General features: G+C 43.2%; 11 protein-coding genes. All 11 read right to left on the bottom strand.

Annotated features, from left to right (window positions below; all coding sequences use genetic code 11):
* Nucleotides 1-40: 40 nt before the first annotated feature.
* Nucleotides 41-1648: a serine hydrolase domain-containing protein gene (locus tag M1L62_RS16735; protein ID WP_254560755.1), complete on the bottom strand. Its 1608-nt coding sequence runs from the start codon at nt 1646-1648 to the stop codon at nt 41-43.
* Nucleotides 1649-1795: 147 nt separating this feature from the next.
* Entirely contained in the window at nt 1796-2212 is a 417-nt protein-coding gene (locus tag M1L62_RS16730) for a hypothetical protein (protein ID WP_254560754.1), read from the bottom strand.
* A 120-nt stretch (nt 2213-2332) separates the two neighbouring features.
* Nucleotides 2333-6124, bottom strand: a complete 3792-nt coding sequence (locus M1L62_RS16725; protein WP_254560753.1) for a metallophosphoesterase — start codon at nt 6122-6124, stop codon at nt 2333-2335.
* Between the two features lie 30 nt (nt 6125-6154).
* A complete protein-coding gene (locus M1L62_RS16720) occupies nt 6155-7015 on the bottom strand; it encodes an SdiA-regulated domain-containing protein (protein WP_254560752.1) in 861 nt (286 codons plus the stop codon).
* A 65-nt stretch (nt 7016-7080) separates the two neighbouring features.
* Nucleotides 7081-8319, bottom strand: a complete 1239-nt coding sequence (locus M1L62_RS16715) for a Pycsar system effector family protein (protein ID WP_254560751.1) — start codon at nt 8317-8319, stop codon at nt 7081-7083.
* A 45-nt stretch (nt 8320-8364) separates the two neighbouring features.
* Nucleotides 8365-10728, bottom strand: coding sequence for a GAF domain-containing protein (locus M1L62_RS16710; protein ID WP_254560750.1), 2364 nt, complete (start codon nt 10726-10728; stop codon nt 8365-8367).
* 201 nt (nt 10729-10929) lie between these two features.
* Nucleotides 10930-12216, bottom strand: coding sequence for an NAD(P)/FAD-dependent oxidoreductase (locus M1L62_RS16705; protein ID WP_254560749.1), 1287 nt, complete (start codon nt 12214-12216; stop codon nt 10930-10932).
* 307 nt (nt 12217-12523) lie between these two features.
* Nucleotides 12524-13474 carry a DUF7674 family protein gene (locus M1L62_RS16700; RefSeq protein ID WP_254560748.1) on the bottom strand — a complete coding sequence of 317 codons (951 nt, stop codon included), beginning with the start codon at nt 13472-13474 and terminating at the stop codon, nt 12524-12526.
* Between the two features lie 210 nt (nt 13475-13684).
* Nucleotides 13685-16063 (bottom strand): ABC transporter permease, encoded by a 2379-nt coding sequence (locus M1L62_RS16695; RefSeq protein ID WP_254560747.1) that lies wholly within the window; start codon nt 16061-16063, stop codon nt 13685-13687.
* Between the two features lie 86 nt (nt 16064-16149).
* Nucleotides 16150-18522 (bottom strand): ABC transporter permease, encoded by a 2373-nt coding sequence (locus tag M1L62_RS16690; RefSeq protein WP_254560746.1) that lies wholly within the window; start codon nt 18520-18522, stop codon nt 16150-16152.
* Between the two features lie 53 nt (nt 18523-18575).
* Nucleotides 18576-21011: an ABC transporter permease gene (locus M1L62_RS16685; protein ID WP_254560745.1), complete on the bottom strand. Its 2436-nt coding sequence runs from the start codon at nt 21009-21011 to the stop codon at nt 18576-18578.
* Nucleotides 21012-21034 lie beyond the last annotated feature (23 nt).

Below are 21034 nucleotides of genomic sequence, written 5' to 3'. Positions count from 1 at the left end.
GAGGCATATTTCATTCTACGAAGAAATGTGCCTCTTTTGGTTAATATCCTTTTTTCACCAGCTTACTTTCTCTGATCATCTTCAACAATTCAGAATGGTATTGAAATGCACTTTTCAGATTATTCTCATCCCAAACAACATTATCAAGCGCGATAATACTGGTTTTGGTTTTAGGAAAATAAAAGTTCATTGAAATAAATCCCGCGCTAAAACCCGTCTGCCCCAACTGCAATACATCCTCATGAGAATCCACGGTAATCCCGTATCCATACTCAACAACACCGAAAATCGGATGGTTGCGCACCGCATTTTTCTGTTTTGTCGTCATAAGTTTATAGGTTGACGCCGATAGCAGTTTTCCCTCATGCAGGCACATATTCCAGGTGGCCAGATCCTGCGCCGTGGATATGAAGGAGCCCGCAGCGACGAAATTCTGGAAAGTTCTCGTTTCTGGTATCAGACTACCGTTTTCATCCTCCGTATAGCCCACAACAAGATTTTGATACCCCTTGGTATCAGGGTGGAAAGTGTTATACATTTTACACTTCCGGAAAAGTTCGGCCGACTGGACTGCAAAAGATTTACCGCTTGTTTTTTCTGTTATCCGGGCAAGCAGGTCGTAACCGATCTGCGAGTATGCATATTGTGTACCGGGCTTGAATGCCAGCGGCTTATCCAGTGAATTGATGCCGTGCATATGTGTCAGCAGGTGATGTACCGTCACCGTATCCGCCCACGACTGCCTTAATTCCGGCAAATAAATTTTGATAGGCACATTCAATTTGACGTGTCCTTTTTCATACTCCCTCAGCAACAAAACAGACGTAAACTGCTTACTGATAGACCCTACCACAAACTGGTCATCAAACTTAAATTCATCGTCATTTTCAAGCGACGGACGTCCATATACTTTTGTAAATTTTGACGCTCCGTTTTGAGAGACGAGCACGATACCATTAAAGGGCTTATCTGTCGGGGCTGATAAAAAAGCATCCATTTTTTCCGAAAGAGATGCGCCCTCCAGCGGCAACGACTTATTGTAGTCTGTTCCGTAGTTCCTTTTTGCCCACTTCACCGCAGGATCTATCCATTGCGGCAGCGCTTTAAACAAAAAACCATGTTTAAGTCCTGTGCTTAGCTCAATTTCTTTAAAGCGGCCGGTTACATTTTCAGAGCGGTTCCTCATATTCTGACAAGACTGCATACCCAAATCGCTCTTTTCATAAATAGAGAGCACATTTCCGCTAAAATTAATGTCCGGTATTCCGGTTACATCTTCCTCGCCACAGCTTCCGATAAACACATAATTCACATCTCTGTTTTTAAGATAACTGGAAACAAACTGAGCTATATATCCTCCTTTTGAAGTACCAATAACTGTTATCTGCGAACCGTTTGCCCCACCTGCCACAAGGCTGTCGATTTGCCCCACCACCCTTTTTGCATACAGCCTTGCATCCGTATTTTTAGGCCGCAGCTCACTGATCACCTGAAACCCTTTTCTCTTGAAAGCATAGAGAATCTGATAATAATCTGCCTTGCCGTATTCAGGATGTGCGTCATTCAGTGGATTCTCTTCAATAAATTTGTTGTGCAGAAAAAAAACATAATGCTGTGCGTGTGTGAATTGAGAAAAAATAAAAAACAAGCATGTACAGACTAACTTTTTCAAGTTCGAGGATAAGTTCATTGGCAAACGGATACTTTTTATGGATATCGGACTAGTATTTAATCTGCAAAATATACTGTTTTAGTGGTAAATCTTACTATTTCGTAAAATTCAGGCCAAACTATTCTATTTCCTGGCTAAAAGTGTCAGTATCAGATTAACGAAAAACAGCAATTGCCCAACCACAAATAAACCGGTTCCTGTTATTACGGCAATCGCCTCGTTACGCATTTTATTCGCTAACGCAACGAAATCTTCGGCCGCAATTTCCCTAACAGGGAAAGCAATCACAAGAAGGGCTCCCATTACGGTCAGCAGGTAATGTGCATAGCCAAGTTTACTGCCAAGTGGCGTTATCAAACTTCCAAAAAGGTAATAGAGAATAAAAAATGCCTGCATAACTGCAAAAATGCCAATCGCCACAAGCCTCTTCGGGATGACGTAATATGTATCCAGCAGCTGAATATCTATGGTCGAATTCAGAAAAACCATCGCAATAACAAGGATGATTATACCAGTGCAGCAAAACAAGAGGGGAAGCATCAACTTGGATTTTAAAATCATTTTTGGAAAACTTCAATAATTACTGCTACCAAAAAAGATCGTGAGTTTACTGCTAGGGTACAAATACCCGTTGGCAGCAATACTCACGATCTTCCTAAATTAAAACCAAAACCCAACCTGAAACGCAATCCTTGGTTTTTCTTCTTTCTTTTCTTTTGGAATAAATGCACCGACCGACAAGGTCAGGATGTCAACCGGGGCGATCCAGATTCCGCCACCATAGCTGTAATGCCAGTTTTTGGAAGCATCATTTTCCTCCCATACCCGTCCGTAATCGAAACTTCCGAAAAGACCATAAGTCAACGGAAGTGTTGGGTTCACCGAACTTCCCAAACGTGCGCGAAGATCCGTAGAATGCCATAAACTGCTTTTTCCATAAAACCGCTGAGTCCGGTACCCACGCAAGCCCTGATTGCCTCCGATTGTCGGCATCTGGAAAAACTCATATCCTTTGCCAAAATTCAGCCCGGTTCCGATCTGTGAAGCCAGGATCAGATTCTCTTTCCGATCGAGACTGAAGAAAAACGCCAGCTGGGCTTTCAGACCTGTAAAACTCTTATCTTCTTTCAGATTCTTCGTAAAATTGAGTCCCGAGTTAAAACGGATGCCGGAATGCGGTGCAAAAATATTATCCACGCTACTGAAATTAAATAACATCTGCCCTCCGCTGTAATATTTAGTTTTAAAAATATCATTTGGCAACTGATTGTTATCGCCTGTAATAAACCGTCCAGGTGTTGACGCCACATCCGAAATTTCGAACAAAGGACCCAGGGTTACAAAGCCGCTATTGCCTGCAAAATGTTTTTTGATAGCCGGATAAACATGGAAAGAACTCTGGCGCACCCGATAAAAATTCGGATTATCAACAGGCCGCTCCGATGTATTGCCAAGTCCGGCGTAGTTAAACGCGTATGCCGGACCGTGATAATAGGTATCCAGGTAAAAATCCAGACTCTTAAACGCATTCAGAAAATCTCCGGTATAATTCAGTTTTACAGCTTTGGTTGCAAAGGAATAACTACCGCCAAAACGCTGCGAGGACGCATAAGGCTCCTTCTTAAAACCATACCTGATCATGTTGAAATTGGCACCAATCAAAAGACCATCGTCCGGGTTAAAACCAAGAATAGGCAGAGGAATGGTTATGTCATAATCACTTTCTGCACTGCGGCGATCGTAGATATTATATCGGTAAAGGCTGGTGCGCTTGTCTTTTGTTTCAGGACCGGCATTGATCGTATTTTTGCCAAAATCATCATAAACAATGGTCTTGCGCCCGCCATTATGTACAACCGAGCTGTCGGTAAATACATCTTTTCCTGTGCCTCCGATCAATCGTACTTTGATGCCTTTTTTCACATCGCCCCGCACGATAAATTCATCCTCATTTCCGTTACCATAAACATTGATAACGCTTGTAACGGCATGGTCAAAAACCCGCTGATAATTCTGCTTTTTGACCTTTCCCTTCTTACCCAATTCCGAAACGGTCACACGTGTATGCTGCTCGTCCATACGCTCGATTTCAAACCGTTCTTCCTCTTCGGTTCCGATCACATTCACAGAACGACTTACGAACTCGTAATGTTTTCTGGCCAGTTCAAGCAGGTTATCACGTCTGTTTTTGATACTTTTAATCATATACGCAGCAGACATTTCCTGCGCCTTAACAGGCCAATCCGAAAAAGCATTTTCGATAACCTGATCCGTCAGATTGCTCTGTACAAACCGGACTTGTTCCTCCCATTGCTTCCAATCGAGCTCGTTCAGGAAAGTACGGTCAAATAAGCGCGCACTCCATGTAGTCCATTTCATATCGGGAACCTCCGGGCCATAAACCTGCAACTGACGCAGAAACGGCATCGTCAGTCTGGCTACATTTGTCACCAAACCGTCATATTTTGAGAAGGCCTGGTCACGGTCACGCGGTATGGGGCGATAAAGATTTGATCCGTCAGGCTGTTTGATCGACGCCCATGTCCACTGATCATCATGCCGGTCCCAGTCGCCCGTGATCAGGTCCAGAAAGCGGGTTTTTAAGGCCCATTTTTCGTCCACCTTATATTTATTGCTTTCTAAAAGATTCTCCAAAAGATCGGGCGTGCTGATAATTTTATCCGCATTGCCAAAGTAAGAAGCTTCTTTCCATTTCTTCCCGTCAGGCCTTTCTTCTACCAAACTCAGGCTCCCACCGAAAATCTGATTGAAGGCACCAAGGCCTGGCTGAGCCGGAACGTAGTAAATTTTAGGGTTGGTATGATAAACCTGAATCGATTCGGCCAGCTTCGGAAGGGCCAGCGGAGCAAACGGATGGGTGGAAAGAAAATTTTCCTGTGCCAAAAACTGAGCCGCCATCATCTTGTTGAACGGATAAGGCAAAAAGCGGCTGACATCCTTTGTCATATCCCGAAATACATATTCTTTTCCGTCTTCACCCCGAACACGCAGCGAGTTGGTCTGATTTCCACCTCCCTGTTTAACCGGAACAACGCCCCCTTTGAAAGTAGCCAGATCAAGTACCGGAAAAGGATATTTTTCCATATAAAGATCACGGTGGTGCGCACCGAACAAGAAATTATGAAAACCGTTAACGGGTTTGATCTCATTCCTTAAAACAAACTGTTTCGAACTGTCGGCATGTTGTTCGTATTCTTTATAGGCAACAGTTGGCTCTTCGGCGGGTGTCGGCAATTTATCCTTAATCTTTTTCTGATAAACCATCTTGGCAGAACTGCCGTGTTCGTCCACCTCCCAGTATTGCACCCAGGTTTCCCCGCCCTCGTAAAAAGACAAAGTACTATAACCCAGAGCCGTGGAAGCAAATTCAGAACCTTTTCCCATACCAATAGGACTGTTCTTGGAACCGCTTCCGCTTACCACAAAACTCTGCCCATCGTTCTCGATAAACTGCAAGGCATGTTCGTGACCACTGGCAAAAATAAAATTGCCGTTTTTCCGTGCCGCAGCCAGTATTCCGTCGCGCATATCCTTATAAAGTTTGTTATGCGTATCCTGACGAGAACCTACTGTCCCCCTGAAAATAGCACTCAAACTTCCTATACCCGGCAGCGGAATGTACAGGTTCGGATTCATTTCCGTCAGTGGGAAAATATGCTGCTTGATTGTAAATTTCCCTCCGTGGGGGCCATAAGTATATGGCGGATGGTGCATGGCGATGACCACATTCTTGTTCCGGTATTTTCTGATAATATTTTCAAAAACAAAATTAAACGTAGCGCGATTTCTGATCTCGCACCCGTCGTTAATCTTGCTGTCCTTATCCCAGTCGGTCAGCCACCATTGCGAATCAACGGCGATCACCACCACATTATCGTTCAGCTCGATAACTTCCGGACCAGAGCATCCGTCCTGTGGAAGAAAATAGTTCTCCCATTCCTCCTTGTCCGGCTTGCCTCTCCGGTTATTCAAATAAGACTGGATGAAATTCTCCTGCCTCTTTACACCTTTTCGACCCCAGCCTCTCCAATCATGGTTTCCCGGAATAAAAAACGGTCTTCCTTTAAAGTCGTTAAGCGTTTCCAATTGTGAGGTAATGCGATACTCCGCCACTTTTCTGTTGGCTGAGTCTTCCGATGGCGGCATGCCATACTCATAAATATTATCCCCCAGAAATATCGCCGAACTGTTTTTCGACTCTTTGGTAAGTTTGTCTTTCAGATAGAGAAGTACCGGTGCCTTATGTTCGGGAGAATCGTTGCCGGCATCACCAATCAGGTACATCGTGTGTTTAAGCACAAGTCCGGGAACGGGCGCATTTTGCTCCCATCCTTTCCCTTGCTTCGAATACTGCAATTTTTTATAACTCGAACAGGAGGAAGCAATGACCATCGCTACTACCACCGCTAGCGAGTAAATATTTATTTTCATACCAAAAGCTCAGGAGTGTGTTTCTATTTTTTATTTACTCAGCTTCACGAATTTCAAAATATTCCCCTCAGCGAAATCATCGCCTTCATTGGAAATATACAAATTCCCCGAACTGTCAAAAGCGATGCCCTCGGGCTGAACAAATGTATTTCCATTAAGGGGAACGGCCTGCTGCACCTTCCAGTTACTGTCTGTGACAACCAGCAATTTGTTTACAGCCGAGATAATGTACCAGTCTTTGGTGATCGGATTCTGCGCCAGGCCGGAAGGACGAAAACCACGTTCCACCTTTCCCGTAAACGCCTTGATCTCTTTTACACTAATCTGAAAAGTCTTGTGTACCTGCGAGCTGTCTCCCAGGTGAAACTCATAACCGGTTACGCTTTTTTTAGAATCATCCTCCGGACAGTTCTTGCAAAGAACATAAATTTCATCCGTCTGTTCGTTGGCGTAAATACTTTCATACTCGCCTTTCGGAAGGATTTTTTTCCACTCCAACACACTATCCGCTTCGGGAAAAACGGCCTCGCTCATTGGAAAAGAATACATAGTACCATTGCTCTTCAGAATGACAACGCGATCATTGGCAATCGTCAGGTCTTCGTAATCTCCCTTCTTTCCAAATTTACTGTTGAGCTGCTTCTTAACACCCCATCCCACGCGAAATAATCTCCCTTCCTCATCCTGAATAGCATAAGCCGTATCACTTTTCCCTTTGTTAAAAGTAATGCCCGAAATCTCAAAAAGACTTTCAGGCATAAAAAACTTTTCAGGAGCTTCAAGATTATAATCTTTGAGCGTTTGCTCGTTTTCGTGCGAATTGGTGCAACCGGAGCCCATGGCAGCTAACGCCAAAAATGCCCCAAATAACTTATTAACAGGATAATTCATGTGAATTCAGTTTCTGTTATTTTGTACTTTACTGTAAAAATCTTCTATGTCTTTCTATGTTAAGATTACTTTCCGAAAAACATCGACGCGATCACAAACGACACCACTGACGCCACGATTCCAAACATGAAAACATTGTAACCCACTCGTAATAAGCGGTATTTCCTTCCCAAAACCACACCTTGTGAATATACGTCCTTGGTAAGACTTCCATATAAAAAGTCACGATCGTTCATCATCGCCTGCATGCCCGAAGCGTATTCTTCGTAATTCATCCGGTAAAAATTTCCGAAGAACAAGAGATTCACTTTTTTATCCGTGATATCCTGTTCGCTGAAAGTTCCGTGAGGGATTGTCGGACGCGTAGCCAAAATCGAAAACACCATTGTGATCACACAAATGGTCAGCAGCAAAATCGTCGGGAAAATCAGATAAGCATTGTCTTCCAGTTTCCTGAGCAGGATACTCAGCAAAACCGAAATGATAATCGACGTCGTCGTTATCATGATATGTGCCTTATTATCAGCCATATCACTTAGCCGTTGGTGGTTGTTCGAGCTGATCCGGAACATCGTTTCAATCCCTTTATCCGGCCGGTCTGTCTTTGGCTTTTTTATATCCTGTATCTCGGGTTCCACTGCCATTTTTTTCGTATCAACGTATTTAAGCAGGTTTATCGGAGGTTCTTCCTCTTTGACCTTCACACTTTCGATATCTTTTCCTTTCAGCTTTTGCAGATTTTTACTCTTTTTTTCGTTGAGTAAATTCTGACAATAGTCTGTTTGATAGGTATGTTCTTCGAGTAACTTAATGGTACTTTTCCGCCATTCACCTTTATCAATTTTAACACCCTGCCGCTTCTCTACCTCTTTCCGCATGAGCTTGTTTCGTTCAGCAAAGAGCTCCGTTCCAAAGTGATACAGATCGGCATCGCAAACAATCTGTTCCAGGAAATTCACCGGCTTTTGCGGAATAACCGTAGCCAGAATACAGCCCTGTACCGCACTGATCACTTCTTCCTTAACTTCTTGTTCCATCAGATACGCTTTCACCATCTCGGCCCCGCGCTGCTCATGGCCAACACTTTCACCCGTCCAGTAACCTATGTCATGAAACCAGGCGGCCGTTACGACAATAAACGTATCCTTTTCATGCAGCTGATAATGCTCCGCAATTTTGGCCGCGTGACCCGCAACCTCTTCCGTGTGTGTAACATTATGATAAATTAACGCCTCTCCCTGCTGTGTTTTAAAAAAATGAAGGACATGATGTTTCACATGTTCCAGGAGCTTGGTATAATTCATACGATCCTTTAATTATGACTTAACAGAGACAATAAAGCTGTTTCCCTACTTCCACTCTCCTTCCAGATTCACGCCTATTCGCAGGGCTTTCAAACCGGCAACCCCCTGCAACTCTTCGAGTTCCAGGAATTCCAGGTCATTTTTCAGAGTATTTTTTTCCTGAAGGTACTTGATATAATTAACATATTCCTCAGCCGACTTTGAATTAAAGTATACCAGCGCAATTTTCCCAGGCTGCGTCAGGCGCTCTCCGGTTTCTTTCACATGTACCTTATCGATCCGTTTTTTGATCACATGATAACGGATGTTGTAAGAACCTTCCACATCGAAACGCCTTTCATCATCACGGAAACTGATATCGATGCTGCCTGAATTGATAAAAATAAGCTGGGTCGTCTGCAAAGGTTTTTCCATCTGCGGAATCAGCTCATGGGTAATTCTGGCAATCGCGGCCATTGACGTGAGCTGCCACAACCGTATATTATTAAGGTATAACAGGTTAAATGTTTTCTCAGGAGCAATCGCCTGACCAATATAAATATCGTATTCAACACCGTCCGTCCTGAATTTTTCAAAATAACACGGATAGGTCTGCTGGATTTCTGTCTTGAAAAGTTCAAGATAAAGGTTAACGGCAGAGTTGATTTTCTGCATGGAGCTTTCCAGCGAATTCCGGTTAGAAAAAGCAATTCCGCTTTCCTTGTCCACCAGCTCGTAATAAGCACTGATACTCTCTCCCAGCTTGCCCTTACCCTCTTTGAAATGATGCAGGAATGGATACACCTCATATTCCAGAAAATCCATCACTTTCAACTCATCATTGTCCGTCGATTGGTCGGAGATTTCAGCCATCCACTTTTTGCATTTGAAGATCACTTCATCCGCCAGTCCCAGGCCAACCTCTTCCTTGATATGCGTCAAAACTTTGATCAAAGCTTCAAATTGCACTTCCAGATCAGCATGCAACGCCTCATTCCGTTCCACAGTAGAATTACGGATATCAATGGCTCCGTACAGTGGGTACACGTCTTTGAAATGAATATTTTCAATAGGCATTTTAGGCAGCTGCATCGCATTGTCGCGAATATAGTGCCAGGCCACTTCCTTAAATTTCCATTGAACCGCAGGCTGAAGAGACGTAAATTTTTCCTTGATTACGTTTTCAATCTTCGCTTCAAACTCGTTGATATTGTTCTGAAGAAGCTGCCCGATCAGAGGTACTGCCGGTTCCAGCCTCGAAAGCAATTTCTCATCCAGCAGATCTTTTGTTCTGGAATATACTTCCAAAACGCCTACCAACCGGCCATTGTTATAAACCGGCACCAACGCATAAGAGACTACACCGTTGCTTTCAAGAATGGAGAGAAAACCATCACGTTTATCTCCGTCAGCGGTATTCCGATAAAAAAGAACCTCCGGATTTTTAAAATATTCGTCGGCAATCAACATAAATTCATCGAGATCCAGGCCTTTATCAACGGAAGTCTGGACCAATGCGCTGTGCGTGCAGATTTCGTCATTAAATACCAGTTTTCCATTAACCCGCAGTTCGGGTAACAGGCCAAATTTGATATCCCGACTACCGACAAGCAAGTTTAGGGAGGCTATTATTTCGTCGTAATAAGCCTGCACATTATCCACCACAGGATTGAGTATAATATTTTTGATATTCTCAACCGCCTGATCTGCCGTAACGTCTGTTAAGGTAATCACTGTGAAGCCTTCAAATTTGAACATTGAAAACGGCAGCAGTTTTAACAAAATCGTCCAGTCGAAATCCTCCTTGGTGTTCTTTTTAACCGTTTCAAAATTGATTTCAGGAAGTGGTCCTTTGGGCGTAACTTCCACATATTCCGTGCCGATATTTAACCGATAGTATCTGGAAAGACAGGTACTGTCGTCACGGATCGAGATGACAAGCGCATCACTGTGAAAGGTGGAGATATTATAGAATTTTTCAAGCAAAAATGAATAAATCATCTGAGCTTTCTGCTTCTTTTCAAAGGTGATATCGATTTCTCTTAACAAATCACATTTCACAGCGCCCGTCGTTTTATCGGACAGCAATTCGTGAAAGGCGCTTGTTTCATAAAAAACAGTTTGGGAAAGCGGGACACTCAGTGCCCAGAAAGTCTGGTTTTCGTCCGCAATCACCGGCACAAGCATGTTGTAAACCAGGCTAAGCTGCTCCTGAAACTCCGAAATTTCTTCTAAACTGATATTCTCTAAAAACCTCGGATCGGCTGTAAACCTTTCTAATACAAATTCAAAAAACTTTTTCTTGACGGTGGTTTCCTTTGAAATCCTATCTTTAATGTAGCCTACAAATTTCCTAAAGGATAGTGATACATCAATATTCTCCATGCCCGGCAGAACGTGTTGCGATATATCAAGAATGGTCTCCTTCATCTTTAAATTATTTCAGTGGAATTACCCTATTTCTTTTGAATAATTTGTTCTGGTAAAAGACCAAAACAAAACTGTCATACCCGGCTGCCTGAACATTTCTTATGGATGTAACGATAACAAGAAATACAATAACCTAAAACAGCCAATGATCAGGAAATAATAATTCCCTGATCATTGTGACTTATTCAACAATAAACAAAGCTATTGAATTCCTTTTTCCGCCTCACTTTTATTTTGTCTGGACGGTTTAATAATCATACGAAGGGATTGATCCTTGGTAAAATAGGCAATGGTCCAGTTGTAAAATGTCCGGATTCTGTTTCTGTATGTGATCAGTGAAAGCAAGTGAATGAATAACCAGATCAGCCAGGCGAAGAAACCATTCATATGCAGCTTTGGCGACGGCAAATCTACCACAGCTTTATTTCTTCCGATAATTGCCATGGACCCTTTATCAAAATAACCGAACGGTTTCAGCGGTTCGCCAGCGGCAATACGCTCGAAATTTTTTGCCAGCAATTTCCCCTGCTGAATCGCAACCTGCGCTACCTGCGGATGCCCGCCTGTAAAATTAGGGTCAGTTTGCTGGATACAGGTGTCACCAATCGCGTAAATGTGATCAACACCCTGTACTTTGTTATGCTCGTCAACGATCATTCTTCGTCCGCGGCCATAACTTTCTGTCGGAATTCCCTCAAAAACTTTGGCAGTAACACCAGCCGCCCAAATCAGGTTTTTAGTATCAATCACCTCGCCATTATCAAAAATCACCTGATCATCAATATAATCTTTCACATGACAGTTCAGCATAATTTTCACGCCCAGTCTCCGCAAATCATCGTGGGTATTTTTCTGGGATTTTTCACTCATCGGAGAAAGCAAAGCGTGTCCGCCATCCACCAGATAAATTTCACTCCCCTTTCCTGCCAGTTCCGGATATTCCTTTCTTAATATACCATTTCTCATCTCCGCAAACATCCCCGAAACCTCAACGCCGGTCGGGCCGCCGCCTGCAATTACAATGGTCAGCAATTTCTTTGTCAGTTCCGGATCTGTACAAATAGACGCCTGTTCCATTTGCTGCAATAATTTATTACGCATTTCGATCGCATCGTCCAGCGTTTTCATAGGAATGGCATTTGCTTTCACATTCTCCATCCCAAAATAATTCGTCTCTGCACCAGTTGCAAATACCAGATAATCATAATCCAGCTCACCGTTGGAAAGAATAATTTTCTTTTCTGCCGGAATCACTCTTTGCAATTCACCCAAACGGAAATGAAGATTTTCTTTTCCCGAAAATAATTTCCGGAAAGGATAACTGATACTGGATGGCTCTAAAAAAGCGGTGGCTACCTGATATATCAGCGGCGGGAAAAAGTTGTAATTGTTTTTATCGACAAGTACGACCTCAAACTGATCTTTGTTGGCAAGCGAAAGTGCAAAATTAATTCCTGCAAATCCACCTCCTATAATCACTACCTTCATTATAAAACTATTTTAATTTAGATAACAATCCGGTCATGTGTATCGTTTCGTCTGGTCGCATAAATAATCAGGCCAAAGGGAAATATTATACAGATGTTATGTCAAAATACTATTTTAAGCAAAAAAAGGCTCAATAGTCCCGGTATTGAACGAAGATAATAAAAGAAAGGAGTATCAGGAAAGTTTTCACGCATGGCAAATCGCCCGCTCTTTCAAAATGAAGCGCAGAACGACACACAAAAAACCGGCAAAAAAATGAGTTTGATAAAAGGACAAAACAAAGAATCCCGCATTGCGAAGCCCCTGATTAATTAGTCAAAAAGGGATCTTTCTCCGCCGGTGTATATAACATGGCAGTACAAAAACAGTTCTTGCACTGTTTGCTTTGCAAAGCCTGATAATTCACGCAGCTTTTGCACCCTTCCCAGAACTTTTTCTCCTGTGTGATCTCGCTGTAAGTAACAGTTTCAAAACCAAGCTTCGCATTCATTTTCATGACCGCAAGACCAGTCGTGATGCTGAAAATTTTTGCCTTCGGAAATCTTTGACGCGACAACTGAAATATCTTTTCCTTAATCGCTTTGGCCACACCACACTTTCGATAGGCAGGAGAAACGATAAGACCGGAATTTGAAACGAATTCCCGGTTCTGCCAAACTTCAATATAGGAAAAACCCACCCACTCATTTTCGGCTGTCAGCGCGATAACCGCCTTACCTTCTTTCATCTTTTTGATGATCGCAGCAGGTTTGCGCTTGGAAATTCCACAGCCGCGTACAATTGCCGAAGCTTCCATTTCGTCTGTAATTTGTCTGGCAAAAATTGCGTCTTCGCAAGTAGCCATACGTACCGTAATATTTTGAAAATGATCAGATTCTATCAGATTTTCCGTCTGCGGCAGGATCGTGGCATGCTCCAATTCTTTCAGATAAATAGCATAGAAATCGTCAGGAATGAAAAATTTAAGCCTTTTTTTCTCCACTTCGTCTTTTTGCAGAAAGGATGAAAATGAATAAATAAAGCTTTTTTCAACGGCGTTACGAATAATCAAATCACCCTGACTGTACAACCGTTTAGCGAGCGAAAAACATTTGCGGGACAGGTTCAGGTTGTAATCCAAAACAGCTTCCTTGGAAAAATCCAGCAACCGCTGAACGGATTTGTAGATGTCGGTGGAGAGAGAACTTCTTTTATATAAATTAGTCAATTGCGGAAACTCGGATTCAATCAATTTCGTGCCTTCGTACTGCGATATCATCGTTTTAAATGTTAGTGATCTTTTTGAACAGATATCCAAAACACATACCCGCAAACATGCCATTTAAAATACGCACTAATTATCAGCTGTTTACAAATTAAGCCATTTCTAAAAACGAGAAACCACCATTTCATTCTGATAAGGTTTTTATCAGAATGAAATGGTGGTAATCAATCTTGAATACGCGAATAAGGAACGGATTACCCTGATTTATTCGCTCTTCAAACTCTTTATCGGATCCATCAGCGCAGCTTTCACAGCCTGATAACCGACTGTCAGTAATGTGAGAAAAGCCACAGAAATTGTTGCGACGACAAAAACGCCGATGCCGATATCTGCGCGGTAAGCAAACGCATGCAGCCATCGGTTCATCGCCCAGCCAATGAAAGGGAATGCAATCAACATGGCTATCAATACCAGTTTGAGAAAATCCAGCGATAACATCATCGTAACGTTCGCAACGGTGGCTCCTACGACCTTGCGGATTCCAATTTCTTTTTGTCTTCTTTGCGCGGTAAAAGCGGCAAGTCCAAACAATCCAAGACAGGAAATCAGGATGGCTAGACCTGCAAAATAATGTGACAAAATACCGATTCTCAGCTCGGAAGCATAAAGCGCCTTATAGTTTTCATCCAAAAACTGATAATCGAATACCAGTCCCGGATTGTATTGTTGAAATATCTTTTGAACCTGAGCAATGGTCTGTTTTTCAGTGCCGGCAGTTATTTTTATCATCACGTTCGGCATGATGGGATAAGCCTGGAAGAAACACGGTTTCACTGTTTCGTATAAAGACTCAAAATTAAAATTTTCCACTACGCCAACAATCTGCCTTTCCTGCCCCCAGAATTTAACCGTTTTCCCGACCGGATCTTTGAGCCCCATGCTCTTAATAGCAGCTTCGTTAAATACAATTTCTTTGTAAGCTGCCGGATTTTGTGAAAAACTCCGTCCTTCTTTCAATTTCATGCCCAGCGTTTCAATAAAATTGTATCCAACTTCAAGATTCGAAAACTCAATATTGGTACCGGCTGCTTTCCCCGGCCAGTCAAAATCCGAGATCGCGCCATGAGAACCTGTAAGGTTATGATAGTAACTGGACGCATTTTTAACACCGGGAATATCACGGACCTCACTCAGGAATGTCTCAGCGGTTTTCAGCTTCACAGAATCCATTTCCAGCGGAATTTCAAAATGAATGATATTATCCCGGTTATAGCCAAGGTTCTTGGTTTGAATGTAGTCGATCTGCTTATACACGACCAGAACGGAAACAATAAAAATCACCGACACGGCAAATTGAAATACAACCAATCCCTGCCGCACCCAAACTTCCCCGGCCGAGGTTTTGAGTTTGCCTTTCAGAACGGTTGCCGGAGTAAAACCCGAAAGATATAAAGCCGGATAACTGCCCGCGACGAGTCCGGCCAATATGGTTATTCCCAGAATCACAGTGATTAGTGTCCCGTCAAAATGAAGAACAATTTGCTTTCCTGTAATAACATTGAACTGTGGCAGTAAAAGGAAGAGAAGTAACACCGCTATCCCCAATGATAGAAATGACATTAGCAAGGACTCTCCTAAATACTGGAAAACGAGCGAACTGCGAAGCGCCCCAACGACTTTTTTAATGCCCACTTCCTTGATTCTGCCGGAGGCTTTCGCCGTTGACAAATTCATAAAATTGATACAGGCAATGATCAGTATAAAAATCCCTATTGCAGAAAATAGTCTGACATAAGTGATCCTTCCACCGGCCTCAACCCCATTTTCATACTGCCCATGCAGATACTTGTCTGAATATTTAACAGAAAATAGCTGGGCGGTAAGTGTTTTATCTTTGGATTTCAGATAATTCCTGATCTTGTTATTAAATTTACCGATCTCGGTTCCCTTTTTCAGAATGAGAAATGTACTCGGGTCGCTGTTCCCCCATACTTTCATACCTGGCCGTTTTGCAACAAACTGTTCAAAACTAAAAATCAGGTCAAACTGGTTGGTGGCGTTAACAGGGTTACTCCGGAAGACAGCACCAATGGCATATGAACCGCTCATCTCTCCCTCGTCCCATTTTATTGTTTTTCCAATAATGTCATGGGTTGTATGAAATAACTTTACGGCCAGATCTTCTGAAATCCCGATTGTTTGTTTATCAGAAAACAAGGTCTTTTTCTCACCCTGAATGATAGGACAGGTAAATACTTCGAAATAATCTTCCCCTACAAACTGGCCTGCCGCTTTCAGGTGAATAGCTCCGTGTGAAATGACACCCTTGTTGGAAAACCATGACGCCGGAACCACTGAAACCGCATGTTCGACTTCCGGCATTTCGGAGGCTAACGCCTCAGCCAAAACACCAGGCGTATTGTCGATGGTTTTAATACCGTCGTCGTTGCTGTGATTGGCCATCACCTGATATAGCTGGCTGTCTTTTTCATTAACCTTATCCACATGCAGTTCGTCATTGACCCATAAGTAAATGAGCAGGGCGCATACCAGGCCTGTCGATAAACCGGCCAGGTTCAGCAGGGTAAACTGGCGCTCTTTCACGAGATTTCGCCAGGCGATTTTTAAGTGGGGGATGATCACGGGTTTGGGAAGTTTTTGGTTTGGTTTTTGGGGCCTTCCTAAACAATGAATTGTTTAGGAAGGCCGGGCGACGACGAGCGTCGCCCCTACTCGGTTTTCAAACTTTTTACCGGGTTCATCAGCGCGGCTCTGATGGCCTGATAACTTACTGTAAGCAGTGTAATGACCAATGCCCCCAAACCCGTGCTGACAAAAACCAACCAGGAAATCTCCACGCGGTATGTGTAATTCGTGAGCCATTTATCCATAAAATGAAAAGCAATAGGGCTGGAAATGAGGCACGAGATAATGACCAGAACGACAAAGTCTTTGGAAAGCATCTGCCATAAATTACCTACTGACGCGCCCAGCACTTTACGTATCCCGATTTCTTTTGTCCGTTGTTCCGCAATAAAGGAGGCTAGTCCGAATAGTCCGAGACAGGAAATAAAAATAGCCAATACTGCAAAAAAGGTCGCCAGTTTACCGATTCGTTCTTCATCTCCGAATTTTTTGGCATATTCTTCATCGGCAAACTGATATGTAAACGGGCTGGCCGGATTGTATTTTTTAAAAACACTTTCGACCTTACCCAGTGCCTCTGGTATTGCCACGGCATTTGCCAGTTTTATGCTGATGACATTGACATTCCTGCGGTTCACTACAAAAAACGAAGGATTCACAGGCGAGAACGGATTTTCTTTGATCATATCGGAAATGATGCCGATGACTTTGAACTGCTTATCCCCCAGCTTCACAAAAGACTCCAAAGGCTTTTTGAGCGCCATCAGTTTTAGCGCAGATTCATTTAGGATAATAGCGGATGAGTCCGTTGCAAATTCCCTCGAAAAATCACGTCCCTGTTTGATTTTCCAGCCAACCGTCTTTCCATATTCATGTGTTACCGCGTTTGACATCAACAGGGGCTGCGACTGAGGATTTTTACCTTCCCAGAAAACGTTAGTCGTTCCTCCATCCTGAGCCGTCACCGCACCCGACGATTCAGACATTTCATACACAGCGCCTGTGTTGAGCAGATCGTTCCGCAAGGCGTCATAATGCCCGTAAAGCTCAGGAGTATTCATTTTAATTTCAATAAGGCCACTGCGACTGTATCCAGCGGAGCGGTTTTTAGCATGTTCGATCTGATTGAAAATGATAACGGTGCCAATAATCAGTGTAACAGAAACGGTGAATTGCACAACCACCAATATTTTACGCGGAAGTGAAGCAAAACGGCCAACTTTCAGTGTCCCTTTGAGCACTTTCAAAGGTTGAAAAGATGAGAGATAAAGCGCGGGATAACTACCGGCAACAAGGCCTGTAAAAATACTGATAATGACACCTACAAGCCAGAACCATGGATTTAACCATAAAATTTCGATATCTTTTTGGGCAACCTGATTAAAATACGGAAGGAATAATTGAGCGAGAAAAAGCGAAAGCACGGAGGCAAATCCAACAACGAGCATCGACTCACTAAAAAACTGCCCTACCAACTGAGAACGCAGGGATCCTATGGCTTTGCGGATACCTACTTCTTTTGCCCTTTTCTCCGATCGCGCTGTACTCAAATTCATAAAATTGATGCAGGCAAGCAGGAGAACAAAAATACCGATGATACCAAAAAGCCAGACAAATTGAATAAGTCCACCCGTATTCACACCGTTTTTAAAATCTGAATACAGGTGCCAGCGGCTCATCGGATGCAGAAAAAACTCCGGTTTGTAGCCGGGCGGGTCGTCTCTTTTTATACGGGCATCCTTGATCTTTGCAGAAACTTTATCAAAATCGGCACCATCTTTGAGTTGGGCGTATATCTGAAAAGAGTTTTCATCCCATTCGTATTGAGCCCGTTTCGCATAAGAATCTTTCGAGGTCAGCAGGCTCCACGGTGTCAAAAATTGTACATCAGCAAATGCACTGTTAACAGGGAAATCTTCATAAACCCCGGTAACCCGCACATCGTATTTATTGTTAACTCTTACTAAACTGTTAATTGGATTTTTGTTCCCAAAAAAAGAGCTCGCCAGCGACTTCGCAAGCATGATAGAATTCATTTCTTTTAATCCGTCAGAGGTACCGTTCAGTACTTTAACAGACATCATTTTTAAGAAATCGGGTTCTACGGCACTTCCGTTCTTGGCAAACTTCCTATCCCCCGAAGACAAAACCAGCCCTTGTCCCTTCGATAAACTAACCGCTTCGAAATCCGCGTATTTACTCCTAAGCTCTTCTGCCAATGGTATCGGTACCACACCGTAAGTAGATTTTTCAACATCAAACGTCACAAACTGCCAGACCTGAGCAATACGGCCATAGTGCTTGTGGTATTTGTTGTAAGTCAGCTCATCGTAAACCCAGAGACCGATCAGTATAGCAACGGCCATTCCCACAGCCAGTCCACCAATGTTAATAGCAGAATAAACCTTGTTATTAACAAGATTCCGGAACGCGATTTTGAAATAGTTACGTATCATTTTCTGGGCGGTTAGCTGTCAGTGTTTAGGTATTGGCACTTTTATGTATTGTCTTATTCCGTTTTCAGACTTTCCACCGGATTCATCAGTGCGGCTTTCACACTTTGGAAACTGACAGTCAGTAATGCAATAACGATGGTGATGAAACCCGCCAGAACAAATACCCACCATTGAATATCAACCTTATAGGCGAAATCCCTCAACCAAAAATCCATCGCATACCAGCCAACGGGCGAAGCAATGGCAATAGCCAGAAGAACGGGTTTCAAAAAATCTTTGGATAACAATGTTGTGATACTGACCACTGATGCTCCGAGTACTTTCCGTACACCAATTTCCTTGGTACGTTGCTCCGCTGAAAAAGCACTCAAACCGAACAATCCCAAACAAGCGATCAGAATCGCTGTGGACGCAAAGGCTGAAAACAAGTTCTCTATACGTTGCTCAGCACGATACATGGCATCAAAATCTTCACTTAAAAATGAATATTCGAAAGGTTTTCCGGGAGCAGTTTTCTTCCAGATCTTGCCAATGGAGCTAAGCGAAGCAGCAATGTCTTTGGTATCCAGCTTAAAAGAGACCGCTTCCAGAGCTGCCTTTTCAACACTGGAACCCAGCGCGGCACTGCTGATAAATAAGCCCAGGGGTTCAATTTTGGTCCGCAGCGACTCGTAATGAAAATCTTTTATCACCCCGATAATCGTCGCTTTTTCATCACCCGTTTTATGTATCGTTTTTCCAACCGGGTTTTCATATCCAAATCTTTTAGCAGCACTTTCGTTGATGATTACACCATCCATATCCGCGGAGCTCCCGGTCGTAAAGTTTCTTCCCTCTAAAAGTTCAAGATTCAGCGTTTTCAAGTAATCTGTGTCAACCATCCATTCCTGCATATTCACCGCAAACTTTCCATCGGTTTGTTCCTTTGGAAACCACATATCATTCCAGCGTTGAGAAATCACGGGAAGAAAACCACTGACAGTACCCGCTTTAACCGATGGATTCTGCAAGACCTCGTTTTTAAATACCATCAGGTCTGATGCAGTAGATTGACCCGTTTTGACAACAAGCACCTGCTCTTTGTCAAAACCAACTTTTTTGGTACGTATGTAACTAAGCTGCTGGTTGATAAGTAAAGTCCCGATAATCAGCAGCACCGACATGGAGAACTGAAAAACAACGAGATAACTCCGCAAACCTTGCCGGTTGTTGAATATTTTCAAACTACCTTTAAGCGCATTCGCGGGCTGAAATGACGAAAGATAAAACGCGGGATAAATACCAGCCAGCAAGCCCACAATCACAGTACCTGCCAGTACAATGAGAATAGTTTGCGGATTAATCGCGTCTGAGAAGGAAAGCTCCCTGGCCGCCAATGAATTGAAGGCTGGCAACAAAGTGTATAATAGTACAATTCCCGTCAGTAAAGCCAGAAAAGTAGTCAGCATGGATTCAGACAAAAACTGAAAAACAAGGACGGAGCGGTTGGAACCCATTACTTTCCTCACACCGACTTCGCGCGCCCGTTTTGAAGAACGCGCCGTAGTCAGATTGACAAAATTGAAAACGGCGATCAGGAGAATAAAGAAGCCTATGATCAGGAATATGTAAAAGTACTGAATACTGCCATTCGGCGAGAGTTCGCCTTCCCGGTTTGAATACAGGTGAATATCACGCAATGACATCAGTGAGTAACTGAAATTATTGCCGGCTTTTCTCGTCTCGGCAAGTGTAGTCTGAAAATACTGACGCAAAGCCGGATCTATGTATGTCTGAATTACTTTTTCAAACTTGGCATCAACCGATTTGGGATCGGTTCCTGATTTTAGCACCACATAGGTATTGAAAATATGATTGCCCCATTTATTCGCTTTTGCATCTTTGGTTTCATACACCGGCAGGAGAAAATCCGCACGGAAATGCGACTGACGCGGCATATCCTGCATAACACCGGTTACTCTTCTTGTTTCGCCATGATCGAAAACCAGGGTCCGGTTTAAGGCATCTGTTGTACCAAAATATTTTAGAGCCATTTGCCTGGTTATTACTACGGATCCGGGCTCGGTCAACGATTTTTTCGGATTTCCGGCTGTAAACGGCAGCGTAAAAACTCCAAAAATGGTGGAATCTGCGTAAATAATATTTTGCTCCCGGGCGAAGGCACGATCGCTTTTCACCAGCTGACTGCCATATTTCCCCAGGCGGGTTGATTCTTCAACTTCGGGGAAGTCTTTTTTCAAGGTCTGGGCCATCGGTGTAGGGGCGGAAGCTCCCTGCATGCTTTTTCCGGAATAAGTGATGTCGCTGTTTATCCTGTATATTCTTTCCGATTTATCATGGAATGTGTCATAACTCAGTTCGTCTTTGACATACAGAAAACAGAGCAGGCTGACCGCCAGTCCTATGGAAAGTCCGAAGATGGTAATGGCCGAATATCCTTTGTTATGGACGAGGCTTCGGATCGCGATTTTTATGTAGGTCTGGAGCATGGGATTGGGGTTGGTAAGCGGGC

This window comes from Dyadobacter diqingensis (assembly GCF_024220585.1).
Lineage (GTDB): Bacteria > Bacteroidota > Bacteroidia > Cytophagales > Spirosomataceae > Dyadobacter > Dyadobacter diqingensis.
The sequence above is the reverse complement of the archived record's forward strand: the minus strand, read 5'-3'. Positions and strand labels throughout refer to the sequence as shown.